Origin of the sequence: Staphylococcus sp. LKG3-1, from assembly GCF_048568385.1 — a bacterium.
Lineage (GTDB): Bacteria > Bacillota > Bacilli > Staphylococcales > Staphylococcaceae > Staphylococcus > Staphylococcus saprophyticus.
The window spans coordinates 1766592-1785209 of sequence record NZ_CP183796.1 but is presented as its reverse complement, the minus strand read 5'-3'; the positions used below and the strand labels follow the sequence as shown (position 1 = coordinate 1785209).

Here is an 18618-nt window from a genome sequence, read left to right as displayed (position 1 = left end):
AAGGTAGAAGAAAATGTTTAATGAATTTAAATTTATTTTCAGAAATAAAATGTTAATCATAGCACTTATTGCAATAGCAGCTATCCCGCTATTATATGTTGCTTTATTCGTAGGTTCTATGTGGAGCCCATATGATAAGACAGATCAATTGAAAATTTCAATTGTAAACCAAGATCAAAGTGCAAAGCTAAATGGTGAAAAGGTTACAATAGGTGATGATGTTGTCGACAAATTAAAAGATAACGATAAATTTGATTTTCAAGAAGTTTCAAAAAAAGAGGCATTTAATCAATTAGAAAAAGGTAAAAGTGTAGGAACTATCATTATACCTAAAGATGCCTCTAGTAACGCTACGACATTATTAGATAAAAATCCTAAAAAAATAAATATTGAAACACAAGTCAATCCAGGGTCTAGTTATACTGGTAGTCAATCAGCACAAAAAGCAATTAATACGGTAACAAATTCAATTAAGGATAATATTCGTACCAATTATTTAGATCAATTATTTGCTAGTGCTAAAAAATCACAATCTGGATTCAAGGATACTTCAAATGCATTAGGTGACATGTCTGATGCAGAATCACAATTGATTGATGGTAATCAGCAAGTAACGGATGGATTGAAACAATTAGCACCAACAGTAGGACAACCTGCACAGCAATTAATTTCAGGCAATCAACAAGTCACAGATGGACTTAATCAATTGCAACAAAATAATGATCAATTAAAAGCGCAAATAGACCAATCTGTAGAGCAACAAGACGGCGTTGCTTTTGAAGGTGACAATGAAAAAGCGTTAAATAATGTAACGAAAGTAAATGAAAATAATGCTACAGAAGCCGATAAATATGGTGAAACAATCGTGCCTTATATGGCGAGTGTTAGTTTATTTGTAGGTGCTGTGTCATTTAGTGCAATATACCCACTGAGAAAAATGTTAACTAAAGATGTTACATCACTAAAACAAGCATTCGGTAAGTTATTATTGTATCTCGTACAAGGTGCGGTATCTGCGTTATTGATGAGTAGTTGGGCGATATTTGCACTTAATATGTCTATAGATAACATTGGTAAATTTATCTTAGTCGGATTGCTATGGGCAATTGCAGCAATTACTATTACGACATTCTTAAGTTTATTATTAGATCGAATTGGTCTATTCATATCTATGGTTTTACTCATATTACAATTAAGTGCGAGTGAAGGTATGTTCCCAATAGAGTTATCAGCACAATTCTTTAGATGGATTCACCCATTCTCTCCAATGTCATATGCGATACAGGGTTATAGAGAAGCCATCTTTACAAATGCAGGACACTTTAACTTTGGATTTGTAGTAGCATTGCTCGTTGGTATTATTGTCATAATGATGATTTTACAATATTTAGTATTACTATGGTTTAACAAAAGACAACGTGTACCATTTTCAATAGAATTTAAATAAGTGCAATACGGAGGTGACTTATTTGGAAAACGTAGATAAAACAATTGAAGAAGCAATTACGAAATTTCAGATAGTTATGTTGCATTTAAATAAAGAGATAGTTGAAATTGTTAAAGAGACAGGTTTAAGTAATTTACTTTCAAGAGAACAAATTGATGCGATGAGAATTATAAAAAATGAAGGCAAAGTAACAATTAATGAATTAGCGGGTTTACAAAATATTTTTAAAACTGCTGCTTCTAAACGCATCGCAAAATTAGAAGAAATGGGCTATGTACAACGCGCTTATTCAGATAATAAACGTATTAAACTGATTATGTTAAGTGACGAAGGTGAAACATTTTTACAGAGAGCGACTGCAGTGATGACCGAAGCAGTAAAAGATCGACTAGGTAATAAATTTACTGCCGAAGAAGTACATCATTTCGTTGAGCAACTTACGCATATCGATATTGCGTTTAAAGCACATAAGTAGTTAATAGATGTACTTGTGGCATTTACAAATGTGCGAATTATAATATAAAAAGTGCCAATTCGATTCTATAGGATATTGGCACTTTTTATTTAACATTTTTTATGAAAATATAAGACATACGTAATTCAGCGAACATTATTATTTGTAAAAAATGTACTTCAATATTAACAATTAGTATAATTACTGTATAATTAAATATTTTTAAAAAGATTGTAGGTAAAGATTATTGTCCTAATAAATTTATTTTAAAAATTACAGGAGGTATATTGTTATGAAAAGAACAATAGAACGTGTACTGACGTGGATTGGTATCGTCTTACAAATACTTGGTGTTGTACTAATGGCTGTTCTAATACCTATGATGGGTAACGGCGAGGTCAAAGAAGCATTCATTAGTCAAATGATGCAAGAAGATAGTAGTTTCACGTATGAAGACGGAAATACGATATTTAGCACTTTTAGTGGTCTTTTGACTACTGGTTTAGTCTTAGGTATTATACTATTAATCATAGCGCTTATAGCAGTATTTTTAATTAGCAAAAAGGCAAAAGTGGCAGGCGTTTTATTAATTATCGCTGGTGTGATTTCATTCTTAGGAAATTGGATAAATGCGGTTTTATGGCTTGTTGCAGGTATCATGTTGTTAGTGAGAAAGCCGAAAGAACCAATTTATGACAAAGAAGAAGATGACGATGTAAATCCATATATTAAAGATGGATCTCAAGTGAATGAGCGTAATAACTCATTTATTTTATCTGAAGAGCAAAAAGAAAATGAGCAAGAGACAATAAAGGATGCTTACTCACAATCTAAAGATGATAATAAAACGGATTTAGATAACTTAGATGATTTAGATGAAAGATCAAAAAAAGTGAAAGAAGATCCTTATAAGTATTAAATGATACTTTGTTAATTTGTATATCTAAATAGACTGGCTACTAAATGTAGCCTAGTCTATTTTATAATACATCGATTGCAAACTAATGTTTAAAGCAATTATGTATATAAACTTAGAAAAATTGTGATATATTTTAATAAAATGAGATTAAAAGTAGTTAAATATTAAAATGGGGTGAGAAAGATGATGATGGCATTAGGCATGCTATTGCCTGTTTTGGTGGTTGGTTTTATTACTATGTCCATATTGGAAGAAAGAAAAAGAAATCGTAATAAAAAGAAAGATAAATAATTGTTATCAGAGTGAAAAGCTTATGCAGCTTTTTGTGTATATAACGTAAGAACACATATAAGTAAAAATCGAATTTCCAAAGAAAGATTTCATAGTGCCTACGCAAAAAGGATGATTAGTCTGTAGGAATGGAAAAGTCGTTTTATAGCGTAGTACGATTTTAGGGTTAATTAGGCCGAGACATATAAAGATGTTTCGGTCTTTTTTCTTGTGAACTGAAAAATTATAGCAGTTTAAAAAATTAAGATATGGCATAAGGATGATGTTATTGAGATGCATAAAATGTTTAACGTGAAACATAATGATTTTAAATTAATGGTTAAAGTCAAACGATTAATATTCTGATATGATTAATAGTAATATAGGTTAAATAGCAAAGTTATAAAATGCAACTTCAATCATAAATAACTAAAGCGCAACAAAGGGGGATGCTTATGAGTGAAATGTTATATATACTACAGACTGTACTTTTACCTATTTTTATCATGATATTTTTAGGATACATACTGCAAAAGAAATTTACATTAGATTTAAATACATTGGCCAAACTTAATATCTATGTCTTTGTGCCGGGATTTATTTTTGTGAAATTTTACAAGACGCATTTTGCGTTAAGTTTATTGTTTTACATTATCATTTTCTTCGTAATCTATATGTTTGTACTATTTCTTATTGGTAAGTTATTGTCTATGTTCCGTAAAACGGATAAAGGGGAGACAACAACGCTTACAAACAGTCTGATGTTCTTTAATTCGGGCAACTACGGTGTCCCAGTAAATGATTTAGTTTTCAAAGGTGATCCATTAGCAATGTCTGTTCAAGTTATTGTGTTATCTTTGCAGAACATATTCACGTTTTCTTATGGTGTATTTGCGATTCAATCTTTACATATAGGAAAGTTAAAGGCACTTTTAGGTTATTTTAAAATGCCTGTGTTATATGCATTATTACTAGCAATTATATTAAATTACAATCATATACCTATTCCTGAATTTATTTGGACACCAGCGAATTATGTTGCCGATGCTATGATTGCGATTGCGTTATTAATGCTAGGTGCTCAAATATCTAATATCAAATTTAGTTTGAAGTGGTCCAAATCCTATGCGTATGTTTTTATAAGATTGATTATAGGGCCCTTGATTGCCCTTGTTATTATCAAAATCATGGGGATAGAGGGCATCATAGCTCAAACATTATTCATCGCATCAGCAATGCCAACGTCTGTAAATAGTTCAGTTATCGCACAAGAATATGATAATCATCCTGAATTAGCAGCAGAACTTGTCTTTTTATCTACTTTATTAAGTGCCATTACAGTTGTCATCGTGATATACATGTCTAAAATATTATTTTAATAGGAGCAGCTATATCATGATGTGCTTGCTCATGAAATTAAAAAAAGGTGAATATAAGTGATTAAATTATGATTTTAAGTCACTTATGTTCACCTTTGATTTTATTATATGATTCAAGTATTTAAAATTCTACTACTGTATATTGACGTAATGTCTTTTGAAAAGGTGGCTTGTCAGCTTCATCATTTTTAGATTTTTTATGCATTGCCTTATGCTCTTCAACATGAGAAGGTCTAGCAACCCAATTTTGAAAATCTTTTTTCTCATCCCATTTACTTACAACAACATATTCAACATCATCTGATTTAGATTTTGTCCACACTTCTGATGATTTTAAACCAGCCACATTATGCAACTCGGATTGTGTTTTCTTTACTTTATTATATAGTTGTTGTTCATTTTCCTTGTTAGTCGAAAAAGCAACTTCTGCTACAAACATTACAATCCCTCCTTATAAATTAAATACATATATTATTTTAGCACTAATAAATTTTTCGCTCTAATGAAAATTTCAAAATAAAATTCACAAAGTGTTAATAAACTTTTGACGAATTTGTTAATGTCTATCTTCAGATTTGAAACACAATATATAGTGTTTTATATTTAATGTATATACTATATATAGAAATGAGGGTTAATATGAACAAACTTGAAAAAAATTTAAAGCATCTCATTACGAAAGATCCAACTGTAGTTAATGAAAATGCTAATAAGGATAGTGCTACATTTTCGACTATGAGAGATTTAACAGCAGGTGTAGTGTCTAAGTCGTATGCTTTGGATTATTTATTACCTAAGCATGTCGCTCAAGCCCATGAAGCAGGAGACATTCATTTTCATGATTTAGACTATCATCCATTCCAACCACTCACGAATTGTTGTTTAATTGATGCAGAAAGTATGTTGTCACATGGCTTTCAAATAGGTAATGCGACCGTAACGTCACCGAAATCTATACAGACTGCATCAGCACAATTAGTACAAATTATTGCTAATGTGTCTAGTAGTCAATACGGCGGCTGTACAATAGATCGCGTTGATGAATTGTTGAGTAAATACGCAAAATTTAATGAAATGAAACATCGACAAATTGCAGAAAAATTTGTACATGAGTCAGTCATTGATACATATGTAGATGAGCGAGTAACGCAAGACATTGGGGATGCCATTGAGAGTCTCGAGTATGAAATCAATACGCTATACACTTCGAATGGGCAGACACCTTTTGTTACACTCGGCTTTGGATTAGGAACTGATCGATATAGCCGCAAGATTCAAGAAGCGATATTATCTACTAGAATTAAAGGGTTAGGTAAAGACCGAATTACTGCAATTTTTCCTAAATTAGTTTTTTCAATTAAAAGAGGTGTTAATTTAAATGAGTCAGATCCTAATTATGACATTAAGCAGCTCGCTTTAGAATGTTCAACTAAACGCATGTATCCAGATATATTAAACTATGATAAAACAGTGGAACTATTAGGAGATTTTAAAGCACCTATGGGTTGCCGATCATTTTTACCTGCATGGAAAGATAAAGACGGTCATTATGAGAATAATGGCCGCTGTAATCTAGGTGTGGTAACACTGAATGTACCAAGGATTGCTCTGGAATCAAAAGGTGACATGGAAGCTTTTTGGAAAATATTTCATCAGCGTATGGCCATAATGCACGATGCACTGGTTTATCGAATTGAACGTATTGCACAAGCTACGCCAGAGAATGCACCGATTTTATATCAAAACGGGGCATTTAAACACAGATTAAAAGAAACAGATGACATTATGACATTATTTAAAGGGCAACGTGCAACTTTGTCTATAGGATATATTGGGCTATATGAAGCGGCAACGGTATTTTATGGGCCTCATTGGGAACGTTTATCTAAAGCCAAAGCATTTACATTAGATATATTAAAATCCATGAAAGCATATCAGTTAAAATGGACAGAGCAATACGATATTTGGTTTAGTATCTATAGCACACCAAGTGAATCCTTAACGGATCGTTTTTGTCGACTAGATCGTGAACAATTTGGAGAAATAGCTGATATCACAGATAAAGGTTATTATCAAAATTCATTCCATTATGATGTTAGAAAAGATGTGACGCCTTTTGAGAAAATTGATTTTGAAAAAGATTATCCAGAATATGCGAGTGGTGGTTATATCCATTATTGCGAGTACCCGAAATTAAATCATAATTTAAAGGCATTAGAAGCGGTTTGGGATTATGCTTACGATAAAGTAAGTTATTTAGGCACAAATATCCCAATTGACCATTGCAGAAAATGTGGATTTGACGGAGATTTTAAAACAACTGCAAAAGGCTATCAGTGTCCGCAATGTGGCAATGATGATCCTAAGTCGGTAGATGTGGTTAAACGTACGTGTGGCTATTTAGGCAATCCTGTTCAACGCCCTACGATAGAAGGTCGCCATAAAGAAATGTGCGCGCGCGTTAAACATTTGAAAGATGCATCAGTATGAATATTTTAAAAATAAGACATGGGCAAGGCCATATCGCTAAAATAGAAGCACAAAGCTTTGTAGATGGTGAAGGTGTGCGTTGCAGTCTATATGTTTCAGGTTGCCCATTTGCCTGTGAAAATTGTTATAATAAAGTGGCTCAAAATTTTAAATACGGTGAGCCATTTCATGAAGACACATTAGAAGAAATTATGGCATACTGTGCGCCAAATTATATTTCAGGACTCAGTATCCTTGGTGGCGAACCTTTTTGTAATGTAGATATCACTTTGAAGTGTGCTCAAACTTTTAGAAAACGTTTTGGAAATACCAAATCATTATGGGTATGGACTGGTTTTTTATTTGAATATTTAGAGCGAGATTCAGCAGAAAGAAAGACATTGCTTGAGCTCATTGACGTCTTAGTAGATGGTCCATTTATTAATCATTTATATAGACCTAATTTACCGTATAAAGGCTCAATGAATCAACGCGTGATCGATGTTCAAGCATCATTGCAAAGGCGCAGGGTGTGTGAGTATATCAAAAGTTAATTATAATATACATGATTTGCTCAAAGGCATTAATGTAAGTTAGATGAAATAAGCGTGAATTGGTTGTAAAATAGATATCCAAACAAAACAATTATGAATCATCAAAATATAAGTCATCATAATGTAAAGGAGTAGATAATGTATGTGTACAGGATTTTCATTTTTATCAAAAAGTAAGCAGGCGATACTTGGTCGAACAATGGACTTTGTTTATCACTTAGAGGGTCAACCTGCAGTACAACCACGTCATTTCTATTGGGAATCGCGTGTCGAATATAAAGGTAAAACACAATATGGCTTCATTGGTGCAGGAAGTGACATGGAAGGATTCTTATTTGGTGATGGGTTAAATGAGCATGGTGTAGGTGTATCGATACAGTATTTTAGAGGCTATGCTTCATATGCGACAGAAGTGCGTAAAGGATATATGAATATCGCTCAAAATGAAGTGATTACATGGGTGCTTGGCTATAATAAAAATATTGATGACTTGATTGAAAATGGTAAGCAAGTAAATGTTGTCGCACACGTGCTTAATGATATTGCTGAAGTCCCACCATTACATTATCATATTACAGATGATACAGGTCGTTCAGTTGAACTTACTTTCCAGGATGGGAAAATTGTAATTAACGAGAATCCAATCGGTGTTTTGACAAATAATCCAGATTTAAATTGGCATTATGAGAATTTAAGAAATTATACAGCTGTCACACCGCATAAACCCGAAGCTAAAAATGTCATGGGCCAATCATTAGGCTCTTTAGGCAATGAAGGTGGTACTTATGGATTGCCTGGTGGTTATACGTCACCGGAACGATTCATTAAAACAGCTTATTTGAAAAATTATTTAATTGGAAGTGAAGATCCAGAATACGATGTGATGGATGCTTTTAAATTATTAGATAGTGTGAGTATACCTAAAGGCGCTGTCTTAGATGAAAACGGCGATATGCATTATACGTTATATCAAACGGTATTTAATTTAACAACTCGCACAATGTACCTCAAGTGGTATGACACAAATCAAATTACCGAATTACAATTAACAGAAGATTTGATTTTAAAAGAAGACATGACAATATTTGAACCAGTCCAAGGATTTGTAACAAATAAATTGAATCATACATCTTCATAAATATGAATAAAATGGTCTCGTGAATTAAATTTCATGATAGACAGAAGCGGTGCCGAGAACCTATTTCTAATTTAGGATTCTTGGCACCGTTTTATTTTTGAAAGTAATAGGTAGATGTGGGATTAAATAGTCAGATTTTGGAATGCAATCATTCAAGTTTTAGATGAAAAAATTGAACAACAATTTAAATAGGGTGTAACGTAAGTGCATTAAATATATTTGAAATATGTTATCTAAATCAAAACACCTAATGCATTTATTTTTAAGATTGTTATTTTCATCCTTCTTTATAAATCATGTAATTTCTCTTCAATTTCTGTTCTTTGATTTTCCATAAAATCGGGGAGGTTCAGTTTTTTACCTAAATCTTTAATCGCTGTATCTACTGTAAAACCAGGTGCTGCCGTTGCAAATTCAAACATAATGTTATTATGGCGATAGTAAAGGGATTTGAAAAAGTAGCGATCAATGATGCCACTATGATTTCCCGGGTTATGATTGATTGTATCTAACACAGCGTACAAATCTGAATCATTTGGCGTATTGACTGCAATATGATGCACATAACCTTGTCCAGGTCGAGCACGTGAACCTTGTTCTTCAACTAAGACAAAATCCGTATAGAGCCCATCAGAATCTAATGTCAATACAGTTTCATCTACATTTTCTCTTAACGAATAACGTAAGTCATTTTTTAAAAAATGAAGTGTTGGTTGAATGTCGCGTAAGCGCAGTTCCACTGGCCCCATACCTAAAATTTGATATGCTTCTGGAATATCTGTATAAGGATTTTTTCTCCAAGCGTTAGGTGTGTTGCGATGGTTATTTGCAAGTAATAATATTTCTAAACCATCCATATCTTTGAATAACAGCGCATGATGATTTAAATAAGTCATTTGTCTTGTTGTGATATGCTGTTCATTTAAACGACGTTCAAAGTAAGTCAATGCAGATTCATCGGGAACGAGTAGTGATACGCGATGTATACTGTTCGTACCTGGACGGTTTTTACCTAAATTTGGAATTTCGAAAAAGCTAAGCAATGTCCCTGGTGTACCGATTTCATCTCCATAAAATAAATGGTACATCGTTGGATTATCTTGATTTACAGATTTTTCAACTAGGCGTAGGCCTAATGTCTGTGTGTAAAAATTTTTATTGATTTGTGCACCTTTTGTATACATTGAAATATGATGATGTCCGATAATATTCATAAAAGAGACCTCCAAAAGCAATTTATATCATAATTGCTATAATCATTTCCTTTTAGAACAAAAATAAACTTAATAAGTATAAAAAATATACTAATAGTAATAATATAAATGGATTCATGTGAAGCTGCAAATTTATTACATTTAAAGAAAAAGACAGTGGAATGATAAAAAAGTACGAATCTCGAAGAAATAGAGACGCGTACTTTTTTATATTATTTATTATTTTTGAAGTCTAAATAATATAGACTGAATTCCAAATCATTTTTTTAAATGTGATTCTAATAAGGATACTGCTAAATCAATATCTCTGTTAAAAAGCGCAGTAACAATTTCTCGATGTTCTTCAATAAGTCCTGGTCTACGCTTATTTATCACGGTTTGACTAAATAAATAATAGAAAGAAAAATAAAATGAGTTTGGAAAAACTATCAAAACTTATGGGTGTCAGTACATCTTCATTAAATGAGATTGAAAAGGGGAATACCATTCCCTCTATTAATACAGTTTGGAAAATCAGTAACGGGTTAAAACTGTCTTTTAGTAGTTTGATGAGTGAAGCGGAGTCAGATTATGTTCAGGTTAATAAAGAAGATGTTGTACCGGTAACTGAAGATGAAGGGAAATATCGTGTGTACCCTTATTTTCCATTTGAAAAAAGTAAATCTTTTGAGTTTTTCTATGTAGAATTAGATCCAGGTGCGACATTAGACTCAGAACCACACTTATCCGGTTCGGAAGAATCAATTATTATTGTAGATGGACAATTAGAAATGCATTTAGAGAACGAAGTCATTGATTTAGGTAAAGGAGATGCCTTGAGGTTTAAGTCCGATATCGCACATAGTTACACCAATCATGGTGAAGACATGACACTCATTTCTATGGTGATTAATTACAAATAACAAAGTAAGCATTTAGTGCTAGATATAATGGTACGGTAGAAAATAATATATATGGGGAGCAGAAATATGAAATCTAACGATAAAAGATTTTATGTTTCTGTTTTTTTATATAACAAATTTGTCATCCTTTTTTCATGTGAAAAGCAGGAGGTGAGTGAGATCACAATGCTAAAATAAGGCACTGTGCAGTAAGGCTATTTATTATATTAGAGAAAAAAGGAGTATGAATTTAAATCAAATAAACACAAGAATTGAAACATTAGATTTTTTGAGAGGATTCGCTTTGATAGGTATTATGCTCGTGAATATTGCAGTCATTGCGAATATTGGTATACCTGAGTCGTCACAAGATATAACATATAAGAAATTTTTAGATTTTTTATAGAAAGTAAGTTTTTTTCTATTTTTTCATATTTATTTGGTATTGGTTTTTATATTTTTATGCAAAGAGCAGAAGAGAAACCTGGAAATAAATATTTTATATATCTGCGCCGTATTCTGATCCTAGCTATATTTGGATTGATTCATATGCAACTTCAACCAGGAGAAGCATTAGTAGTATACTCAATTTTTGGATTATTGTTGATACTATTTTTTAACCTTAATAAATTTATTAATCTAGTTATTGGCATCCTATTACTGATTATGGTCTTATATCTTGATGCTAAAATTTTGACACCATTACCTTATTTTATTTTAGGGTTGGCTAGTGCGCAATTTGGGATGATTTTTAAATTTAATAGATATAAAATATGGTCAGTCGTTGCTTTGATTTCAGGTATTATTTCAACGATTGGTTGGTACTTATTAGAGAATGTGTATGTAGTACCGAACTTTAAGTTATTACGACAAAAATCGGAAGTAAGTATTAATCATTATGCTGAAAATGTAGATCACTATCATCACTTGATTACGATTTTCTCACCGTTTATGAGTATATTTTATGCATCGAGTCTTATTTTATTATTAAATATTTCTTGGGCTAGAAAGGTTTTATCTCCATTAAAGTATTATGGAAGCATGGCATTAACAAACTATATTGGACAAACATTGTTAATTTATTTAGCGATTTCAATATTCAGTGGGAAGCACTGGACGCACGTGGACACTCTATGGATATGTGTATGTGTTTATGTTTTTCAATTATTGATTAGCACCTATTGGTTAAAATATTTTAAGTTAGGTCCTTTAGAATACATTTGGAAAATGGCAACCTATATGAAAAAGATTAAAATAATAAAGTGATAACCAATTAAGCGTCTGGGACAAAAATAGATGTCTTAGACGCTTTTTGATTTAGGCAGTAGATAACTGAATTGAAAATGAAAAGGCTCACTGCTTTAAAGCACTCCTTTTTCTATTTATGAAAATGAGTAGTTCGTATGCATAAGCCAGAGCTTATGTATTTTGCATAAAAATTCTAGGACACTTATGCATGAGCTTAAGCTCAAGAAATCTTTTCCATCCCAGTCATCCTTGCCTTGATTGCATAGATAGGGCTACGACATCTCAATTAAACAATTCGATTTCTGTCCCACTCCCTGTTAAGCGTATATTTAATGATTAGTGAATGTTCTAATAAACAATGTTATATTTTATATTGAAATAGAATCATATTTAAAAATGTTTTTAATACTTGGTATTTGCTAATGATTGGGAGATTTATATGGATATAATTAGCGTATTAATTCTATTTGCAATATTTTTAGGCGGTTTAGTAAGAACATACTTTGGATTTGGAGAAGCGTTAGTTAGTATGCCGTTGCTAACACTTATTGGTTTAGATATACATACTTCCGTTTCGGTTATCGGTTTAGCAGGCATTTTAGTAGCGAGTTTCAATATTTTTTTAGATTTTAAAAATATTGAATATAGGTTATTAGCTGCACTATTAATAGGTAGTTTTTTAGGGGTTCCATTAGGTATATGGATTTTAAATTTTGTAAATACAAGTGTGGTTCAATGGTTACTTGGTTTATTTTTATTTTCATATGGAACTTATGCATTTTTGAGAAAGGTTTATTTCAAAAATAAAACCAAAATGATATTAAAATCAAAGGCATGGGCTGGTCTAACAGGTATCATTTCTGGTGTGCTAGGCAGTCTTTATAATTCACATGGTGTGCCAGTAGTGATATATAGTACTTTAACTGGCTTATCTGTAAAAACATTAAGCAGCACCATACAAGCTCATTTTTTAATAACAGCCATTTTAGTTGTTATAGGACGGGATACAGGTGATATTTGGACAAGTGCTACATTACCTTTATTTTTCTTAGCATGTCCGTTTTTACTTATTTCAGTGTTAATTGGTAAATACTGCAAACGCCACACATTAGATTATCATTTTGATAAATGGCTATATTTATTTATCGCATTTTTAGGATTGTTACTTATTTTTGCTCATTAAAAAATCTGCTTTCACATCATAGCGAAAGTAGGTTTTATTATATATTATTATACGTTTTTACCAGTATACGCATTGATTCTTTTATTTAATAAAACAAAGAATAATATAAAAGCAAGCGTAATCATAATATGACCCAACCCAGCAATGCCAGCGATAGCAGGACTTACATTAAAGTCTTTCATAGCCGCGATGCCATTTATAAATTGCATTGTAACCGTAATTAATACACCTAAATGGAAAATATAAAAGAAATAGTTAAATAATTGTCTGTTTGCGGTTAACTTTAATTGAAATTCGATAATCATAAATATTAAGAACATGATGGTACCTAATACTAATAAATGCGTATGTGTGATATTCAATTGTGAGTATCCGCTAAAGTTTTCTGCTTTTGACATTTCGCGGTAAAATAGCCCACTGAGTAGACCTAATAAAGTATAAAAAGCAGAACTGTACATTAATTTTTTCATAAATGTGTACCTCCAATTTGTTAATAATTACAATATAAAGTTAATTTATGAATACAATATGAACAATTTAGAAAAAAGACATAACAAAGGTCATATTTATCTAATATCATTTCATTTTGCTTATATACATTACAGAGTTCTTTGTATTAAGGACTGAGTACCTATTAAAGAAACAAAAGCGAGATGGGACAATCATTTCAAATGGTTTGTTCCGTCTCGCTTATGTTAATTAAAGTTGAATATTAAAAGTGCTATTATTTATTTTTGTTGCGCAAGGAGTAGGTGGTATATCGTGTCTAAAATAGGTGTATTTAAATGATGTTTTCTTGCTTTATAGAATAGATAGCCTTGAATACCATCAATTTCTAATGATCTGCCATCAACTATATCATAGTACATGCTTGTGCCCATTTCAGCAGGGTAGCCATCATAAATATTAAGTATTGTATTTACAATGTTTGGTTCAAAGTGTACGTGTTCAGCTTTGGCGATGTTAATGCTTTCTAAGAGTAATTGTTCACAGAGTTTTTTTATCCCTGGTACTTCTAATACTGATGCAGTAGAACGAGTTAAGGCTGTAACACTATTAATTGCTAAGTTTACGAGTAACTTGTACCAAATAGCTTTATCGATATCAGTGGTAAGTTCAATATTAAGAGAAGAATTGGATATACATTGATGCAATGCTTGCGTATGTGCATTTTGGTCTAATATTAATTTGTGATCACGATAATGTGTGATGGTATTCCCTGTTTTTTGGCCACTAATATATACGACAGCTTGATATACATAAGGATGATCAAATTTGTGTAATTGGCCGTGTCCATTTTGTGCGAGGATAATTATCGTATTTTTATGTAATAAATGTTGATACGATGTTAAAACGGGATCCAGTTGGGGGATTTTGACAGCGATAAATAAGATGTCTACAGTTTCATGATATTCATTAAGTGCGCGTACATCTAGTTGATACGTAGGGTGAAGATCATTGTTTGAATGATACCGAAGCGTTTCATTGCGGCGACCAAGTAATTGTACATTTAATGAGGCGTCTCTTAAATCAAATGCAATGGTACTTCCTACTGCACCAGGACCTATAATTGCGACATTGTTCATATTATTTTATTTCCTTTTCTAAAAAGATTGGTTAATATATGGATAACAATGTAAATATATCAAAATGTGGAGTTGATTTTAAATGAAAACTTTAAATCAGTTACAAGATTTAAAAGTGAATAAAGAAAAAATTTCAATGGTGACAGCATATGATTATCCAAGTGCGAAGCAAGTCGAAGCGGCTGATATAGACATCATTTTAGTTGGTGATTCATTAGGAATGACGGTACTAGGTTATGATAGTACAGTTCAGGTTACAGTAGCAGATATGATCCATCATACAAAAGCAGTTAGAAGAGGTGCACCTAATACATATGTGATCGTGGATGTACCTTTCGGGGCAGTAGGTGTCAATGATCAATATGATTTAGAAATAGCGGTAAAACTATATAAAGAAACAGATGCCAATGGAATCAAAGCAGAAGGTGCACATTTAACTCAATATATAAAAAATTGTAGCAATATGGGTATTCCAGTTGTGTCTCATTTGGGATTAACACCACAAAGTGTTGGTATTATGGGATATAAAATGCAAGCTGGTAATAAAGAAGCTGCACGACAACTTATTGAAGATGCCTATGCTGTGCAACAAGCGGGCGCTGTGATGTTAGTTCTTGAAGCAGTCCCAAGCGATTTAGCAGCAGAAATATCAGATAAACTAGATATTCCTGTTATCGGTATTGGAGCAGGAAAAGAAACAGACGGACAAGTATTGGTTTATCATGATTTATTAAATTATGCTGTAGAACATAGAGCGAAATTTGTTAAACAATTTGGTGATTTCTCAGTGGGCATTGATGCATTAAAGCAATATAACAATGAGGTGAAAGCGGAACAATTTCCTGGTGAGGCCCATACCTATAAAAAGCAAATTATGAATGAGGTTACAGAATGACACAGTTAATTACAACAATAGAAGAAATGAGAAGTATTATAGCAAACCTTCATAATCAGCGTCGTTCAGTTGGGTTTATTCCTACCATGGGTGCATTGCATGACGGACATTTAAAAATGATGTCATTATCAGCGAAAGAAAATGATGTGACGATTATTAGTATATTTGTCAATCCATTACAGTTTGGTCCGAACGAAGATTTAGATTCTTACCCACGTGATATTGTAGGTGATACTGCAAAAGCTGAATCTGTAGGCGTGGATTATATCTTTCATCCAACAGTTAAAGAAATGTATCCAGAATTACCGACAATTGAATTAAAAGCAGGCCGACTTGCATCCGTTTTGGAAGGTGCTGAACGTCCAGGACATTTTGATGGTGTGGTAACGGTTGTTAATAAATTATTTAATATTGTACGTCCGCATAAAGCATATTTTGGGAAAAAAGATGCACAGCAGTTGGCAATAGTAGAAAAAATGGTAGAGGACTTCAATCATCCAATTGAAATCAAAGGTGTAGATATTGTTAGAGAGGATGATGGATTAGCGAAAAGCTCGCGTAATATCTATCTTACTAAAAATGAACGTATAGAAGCGGTGCACCTGTATAAAAGTTTATGTCTAGCACAATCGCTTTATAAAAATGGAGAGCATAATAGCGAAAAAATTATCAAAGCGACACGGGACTACTTAACAGAACACACAAGTGGAACGATAGAAACAGTTGCAATATATAGTTATCCAGAACTTGTCGAGCAAACACAAATCAAAGACAGCATTTTTATTTCACTCGCTGTCAAATTTAGTAAAGCGCGCTTAATTGATAATATTATTATAGAAGGATAATAACGCTATTTAATCTTGAATAAATATAAATGGTATGATTTATAGTATTGCAATATAGATTTTACATTTATGGATGGTTGTTTTATCATTAATATGGAAGATCCTTATCAAGGAAAATAGTTTTATGATAATCATACGTAGTATAGGGTATAGATAAATTATACGTAAAATAGTTACTATATGAATATACATCGCTATTAATTATTATAAATGACTTATTGAAAAGTAAATACGAAAGGTGGAAAAAAGGTGAGTGAAAAGAATTCTAAAGACGTTATTTTAATTGGTGCTGGTGTTTTAAGTACGACATTTGGGACATTATTAAAAGAACTTGCACCAGATTGGAATATTAAACTTTTTGAAAGACTCGACAAACCTGCAATTGAAAGTTCTAATGAACGCCATAATGCAGGTACTGGACATGCTGCACTATGTGAATTAAATTACACGGTAGAGCAAAAAGATGGTTCAATTGATGTTGAAAAAGCGAAAGAAATTAATGAACAATTCGAGATTTCAAAACAATTTTGGTCTCATTTAGTGAAAAGTAAACAAATTCAAAATCCGCAAGCCTTTATTAGACCATTACCTCATATTAGCTTTGTTCAAGGTGATAAAAACGTAAACTTTTTAAAAAGACGTTTTGAAGCATTATCTCCTTTATCAATGTTTAAAGGTATCGAATATACAGAAGATCATGAAAAATTAAAAGAGTGGATGCCACTAATGATGGAAGGTCGCGATCCAAATGAAACCGTAGCGGCTAGTAAAATTGATGAAGGTACGGATGTTAACTTCGGTGAATTGACTAGAAAAATGGCTAAAAATTTAAGTGAACATGACAATGCAGAACTTTTCTATCGTCATGAAGTACAAGATTTTAGTCGTCGTAAAGATGGTAAATGGGAAGTTAAAATTAAAGACCTTAAAACGAAAAAAGTAGAACATCATATTACAGACTACTTATTTATTGGAGCTGGCGGTGCAGCGATTCCATTATTACAAAAAACAGGTATACCAGAAAGTAAACATTTAGGCGGTTTCCCAATCACGGGAGAATTCTTAGTATGTAATAATCCTGAAGTTGTAGCTAAGCACGAAGTTAAAGCTTATGGTAAAGAACCTGAAGGTACACCACCAATGACTGTACCTCACTTAGATAGACGTTATATTCAAGATGAAAATTCATTACTATTTGGACCATTCGCAGCAATTGGACCAAAATTCCTGAAAAATGGTTCAAACTTAGATTTATTCAAATCTATCAATCCAAGTAATGTTATAACGATGTTATCAGCTGCAGCGAAGAACTTCCCATTAATTAAATATTCAATCCAAGAAGTGTTAGCTAAAAAAGAAGACCGTATGAAAGAATTACGTCGCTTTGTTCCAGATGCTAAAGATGAGGATTGGGATATTATGCAAGCAGGTAAACGTGTTCAGGTTATAAAAGATACTAAGGAACACGGCAGAGGCTTTATCCAATTTGGTACAGAAGTAGTTAATTCAAAAGATCACTCTGTGATTGCTTTATTAGGTGAATCTCCTGGTGCGTCTACATCAGTGTCAGTTGCTTTAGAAGTTATTGAGAAAAACTTCCCAGAACAACTTAAACAATGGGAGCCTAAACTAAAAGAAATCATTCCATCTTATGGTCAATCATTAATTGAGGACTATGCTTTATTGAAACAAATACGTCAAGCGAGTAATGCTGAATTAGAATTAAATCATAAATAGTCAAAAATATACCCCTTGGTGCGCTGTGGCATCAAGGGGATTTTTTGTGGTCTGAAGTAAAGATTTATAAATGAACACATGGTCTAATAGTCAATATAGAAAAATCTCCCTACATAGTATTAAAGTATGTAGGGGGAGATTGTAGCTGAATTTAATTTTTATAATGCTTATGCAAATAAGTTTCAAATGTATCTGGTTTTCCTCCAGTAAGTTTTTCAAAATCGTTGCTACTTTGATCTAGTAATCTCATTTCTCCGGCTTTATACATGGAGGCAAGTAAAGGACCGAATCCTTTAGGTTCATCATACATTTTTCCAAATTTTTCAAGTGTCACTGGGTCATAGGATATATTTGAATTTGCAACTTCTGATAAAATTTGCGCTAATGCTTCCATAGAAT

The 18618-nt window shown here is 32.3% G+C and carries 20 protein-coding genes; 14 read left to right on the top strand and 6 right to left on the bottom strand.

Annotated features, from left to right (window positions below):
- The first annotated feature begins 13 nt into the window (after positions 1-13).
- The 4 genes from ACM595_RS08890 to ACM595_RS08875 all read left to right on the top strand — a co-directional run bounded on the left by ACM595_RS08890 (position 14) and on the right by ACM595_RS08875 (position 4469).
- Entirely contained in the window at positions 14-1447 is a 1434-nt protein-coding gene (locus tag ACM595_RS08890) for a YhgE/Pip family protein (protein WP_002482085.1), read from the top strand.
- Positions 1448-1469: 22 nt separating this feature from the next.
- Entirely contained in the window at positions 1470-1922 is a 453-nt protein-coding gene (locus ACM595_RS08885; protein WP_041079885.1) for a MarR family winged helix-turn-helix transcriptional regulator, read from the top strand.
- A 271-nt stretch (positions 1923-2193) separates the two neighbouring features.
- Positions 2194-2820, top strand: coding sequence for a DUF4064 domain-containing protein (locus ACM595_RS08880; protein WP_048787496.1), 627 nt, complete (start codon positions 2194-2196; stop codon positions 2818-2820).
- Between the two features lie 725 nt (positions 2821-3545).
- Positions 3546-4469 carry an AEC family transporter gene (locus ACM595_RS08875; protein ID WP_011302140.1) on the top strand — a complete coding sequence of 308 codons (924 nt, stop codon included), beginning with the start codon at positions 3546-3548 and terminating at the stop codon, positions 4467-4469.
- A gap of 121 nt (positions 4470-4590) precedes the next feature.
- Here ACM595_RS08875 and ACM595_RS08870 read toward each other — a convergent pair whose 3' ends face one another.
- Positions 4591-4908 carry an antibiotic biosynthesis monooxygenase family protein gene (locus ACM595_RS08870; RefSeq protein ID WP_002482089.1) on the bottom strand — a complete coding sequence of 106 codons (318 nt, stop codon included), beginning with the start codon at positions 4906-4908 and terminating at the stop codon, positions 4591-4593.
- Positions 4909-5108: 200 nt separating this feature from the next.
- Between ACM595_RS08870 and nrdD the strand changes: the two genes are divergently transcribed.
- The 3 genes from nrdD (at position 5109) to ACM595_RS08855 (ending at position 8630) form a co-directional block, all read left to right on the top strand.
- On the top strand, positions 5109-6959 hold the full coding sequence (nrdD, locus tag ACM595_RS08865) for an anaerobic ribonucleoside-triphosphate reductase (RefSeq protein ID WP_041079887.1): 1851 nt from the start codon (positions 5109-5111) through the stop codon (positions 6957-6959).
- On the top strand, positions 6956-7492 hold the full coding sequence (gene nrdG / locus ACM595_RS08860; RefSeq protein WP_002482091.1) for an anaerobic ribonucleoside-triphosphate reductase activating protein: 537 nt from the start codon (positions 6956-6958) through the stop codon (positions 7490-7492). The genes nrdD and nrdG overlap by 4 nt, the downstream gene beginning before the upstream one ends.
- Positions 7493-7634: 142 nt before the next feature.
- On the top strand, positions 7635-8630 hold the full coding sequence (locus ACM595_RS08855; RefSeq protein ID WP_037537469.1) for a choloylglycine hydrolase family protein: 996 nt from the start codon (positions 7635-7637) through the stop codon (positions 8628-8630).
- 287 nt (positions 8631-8917) lie between these two features.
- Here ACM595_RS08855 and ACM595_RS08850 read toward each other — a convergent pair whose 3' ends face one another.
- A complete protein-coding gene (locus ACM595_RS08850) occupies positions 8918-9844 on the bottom strand; it encodes a VOC family protein (protein WP_069826112.1) in 927 nt (308 codons plus the stop codon).
- A 258-nt stretch (positions 9845-10102) separates the two neighbouring features.
- Positions 10103-10219 carry an FCD domain-containing protein gene (locus tag ACM595_RS08845; RefSeq protein WP_002482094.1) on the bottom strand — a complete coding sequence of 39 codons (117 nt, stop codon included), beginning with the start codon at positions 10217-10219 and terminating at the stop codon, positions 10103-10105.
- Between the two features lie 35 nt (positions 10220-10254).
- Here ACM595_RS08845 and ACM595_RS08840 point away from each other — a divergent pair, with 35 nt between their 5' ends.
- From ACM595_RS08840 to ACM595_RS08825, 4 genes are all read left to right on the top strand, one after another.
- Positions 10255-10746: a helix-turn-helix domain-containing protein gene (locus ACM595_RS08840; RefSeq protein ID WP_069826113.1), complete on the top strand. Its 492-nt coding sequence runs from the start codon at positions 10255-10257 to the stop codon at positions 10744-10746.
- A 223-nt stretch (positions 10747-10969) separates the two neighbouring features.
- Entirely contained in the window at positions 10970-11131 is a 162-nt protein-coding gene (locus ACM595_RS08835) for a hypothetical protein (protein WP_002482096.1), read from the top strand.
- A gap of 56 nt (positions 11132-11187) precedes the next feature.
- The gene (locus tag ACM595_RS08830; protein ID WP_419744267.1) at positions 11188-11991 is read left to right on the top strand and encodes a DUF418 domain-containing protein; all 804 of its coding nucleotides are present in this window, start codon (positions 11188-11190) and stop codon (positions 11989-11991) included.
- Between the two features lie 421 nt (positions 11992-12412).
- The gene (locus ACM595_RS08825; protein WP_069826115.1) at positions 12413-13156 is read left to right on the top strand and encodes a sulfite exporter TauE/SafE family protein; all 744 of its coding nucleotides are present in this window, start codon (positions 12413-12415) and stop codon (positions 13154-13156) included.
- 47 nt (positions 13157-13203) lie between these two features.
- Here the strand turns inward: ACM595_RS08825 and ACM595_RS08820 are convergent, their stop codons facing one another.
- Positions 13204-13626: a DUF2871 domain-containing protein gene (locus tag ACM595_RS08820; RefSeq protein WP_037537474.1), complete on the bottom strand. Its 423-nt coding sequence runs from the start codon at positions 13624-13626 to the stop codon at positions 13204-13206.
- A 258-nt stretch (positions 13627-13884) separates the two neighbouring features.
- Positions 13885-14742, bottom strand: coding sequence for an oxidoreductase (locus ACM595_RS08815; RefSeq protein ID WP_069826116.1), 858 nt, complete (start codon positions 14740-14742; stop codon positions 13885-13887).
- A gap of 82 nt (positions 14743-14824) precedes the next feature.
- Here ACM595_RS08815 and panB point away from each other — a divergent pair, with 82 nt between their 5' ends.
- From panB to mqo, 3 genes are all read left to right on the top strand, one after another.
- A complete protein-coding gene (gene panB / locus ACM595_RS08810) occupies positions 14825-15637 on the top strand; it encodes a 3-methyl-2-oxobutanoate hydroxymethyltransferase (RefSeq protein WP_041079891.1) in 813 nt (270 codons plus the stop codon).
- Complete coding sequence (gene panC / locus ACM595_RS08805; protein ID WP_002482102.1) at positions 15634-16482, top strand: pantoate--beta-alanine ligase; 849 nt, start codon at positions 15634-15636, stop codon at positions 16480-16482. The genes panB and panC overlap by 4 nt, the downstream gene beginning before the upstream one ends.
- Before the next feature lie 249 nt (positions 16483-16731).
- Positions 16732-18219 carry a malate dehydrogenase (quinone) gene (gene mqo, locus ACM595_RS08800; protein WP_002482103.1) on the top strand — a complete coding sequence of 496 codons (1488 nt, stop codon included), beginning with the start codon at positions 16732-16734 and terminating at the stop codon, positions 18217-18219.
- A gap of 151 nt (positions 18220-18370) precedes the next feature.
- Here mqo and ACM595_RS08795 read toward each other — a convergent pair whose 3' ends face one another.
- On the bottom strand, positions 18371-18613 hold the full coding sequence (locus ACM595_RS08795) for a hypothetical protein (protein ID WP_052463673.1): 243 nt from the start codon (positions 18611-18613) through the stop codon (positions 18371-18373).
- Between the last annotated feature and the right edge of the window lie 5 nt (positions 18614-18618).

Excerpts from the sequence above, each read along its gene's own strand:
- ACM595_RS08880 (WP_048787496.1), top strand. The coding sequence starts at position 2,194 with ATGAAAAGAACAATAGAACGTGTACTGACGTGGATTGGTATCGTCTTA.
- ACM595_RS08875 (WP_011302140.1), top strand. The coding sequence starts at position 3,546 with ATGAGTGAAATGTTATATATACTACAGACTGTACTTTTACCTATTTTT.
- nrdG (WP_002482091.1), top strand. The coding sequence starts at position 6,956 with ATGAATATTTTAAAAATAAGACATGGGCAAGGCCATATCGCTAAAATA.
- ACM595_RS08850 (WP_069826112.1), bottom strand. The coding sequence starts at position 9,844 with ATGAATATTATCGGACATCATCATATTTCAATGTATACAAAAGGTGCA.
- ACM595_RS08825 (WP_069826115.1), top strand. The coding sequence starts at position 12,413 with ATGGATATAATTAGCGTATTAATTCTATTTGCAATATTTTTAGGCGGT.
- ACM595_RS08835 (WP_002482096.1), top strand. The coding sequence starts at position 10,970 with ATGAATTTAAATCAAATAAACACAAGAATTGAAACATTAGATTTTTTG.
- ACM595_RS08890 (WP_002482085.1), top strand. The coding sequence starts at position 14 with ATGTTTAATGAATTTAAATTTATTTTCAGAAATAAAATGTTAATCATA.
- panB (WP_041079891.1), top strand. The coding sequence starts at position 14,825 with ATGAAAACTTTAAATCAGTTACAAGATTTAAAAGTGAATAAAGAAAAA.
- ACM595_RS08795 (WP_052463673.1), bottom strand. The coding sequence starts at position 18,613 with ATGGAAGCATTAGCGCAAATTTTATCAGAAGTTGCAAATTCAAATATA.
- ACM595_RS08870 (WP_002482089.1), bottom strand. The coding sequence starts at position 4,908 with ATGTTTGTAGCAGAAGTTGCTTTTTCGACTAACAAGGAAAATGAACAA.
- ACM595_RS08815 (WP_069826116.1), bottom strand. The coding sequence starts at position 14,742 with ATGAACAATGTCGCAATTATAGGTCCTGGTGCAGTAGGAAGTACCATT.
- nrdD (WP_041079887.1), top strand. The coding sequence starts at position 5,109 with ATGAACAAACTTGAAAAAAATTTAAAGCATCTCATTACGAAAGATCCA.
- ACM595_RS08820 (WP_037537474.1), bottom strand. The coding sequence starts at position 13,626 with ATGAAAAAATTAATGTACAGTTCTGCTTTTTATACTTTATTAGGTCTA.
- ACM595_RS08855 (WP_037537469.1), top strand. The coding sequence starts at position 7,635 with ATGTGTACAGGATTTTCATTTTTATCAAAAAGTAAGCAGGCGATACTT.
- ACM595_RS08830 (WP_419744267.1), top strand. The coding sequence starts at position 11,188 with ATGCAAAGAGCAGAAGAGAAACCTGGAAATAAATATTTTATATATCTG.
- panC (WP_002482102.1), top strand. The coding sequence starts at position 15,634 with ATGACACAGTTAATTACAACAATAGAAGAAATGAGAAGTATTATAGCA.
- ACM595_RS08840 (WP_069826113.1), top strand. The coding sequence starts at position 10,255 with ATGAGTTTGGAAAAACTATCAAAACTTATGGGTGTCAGTACATCTTCA.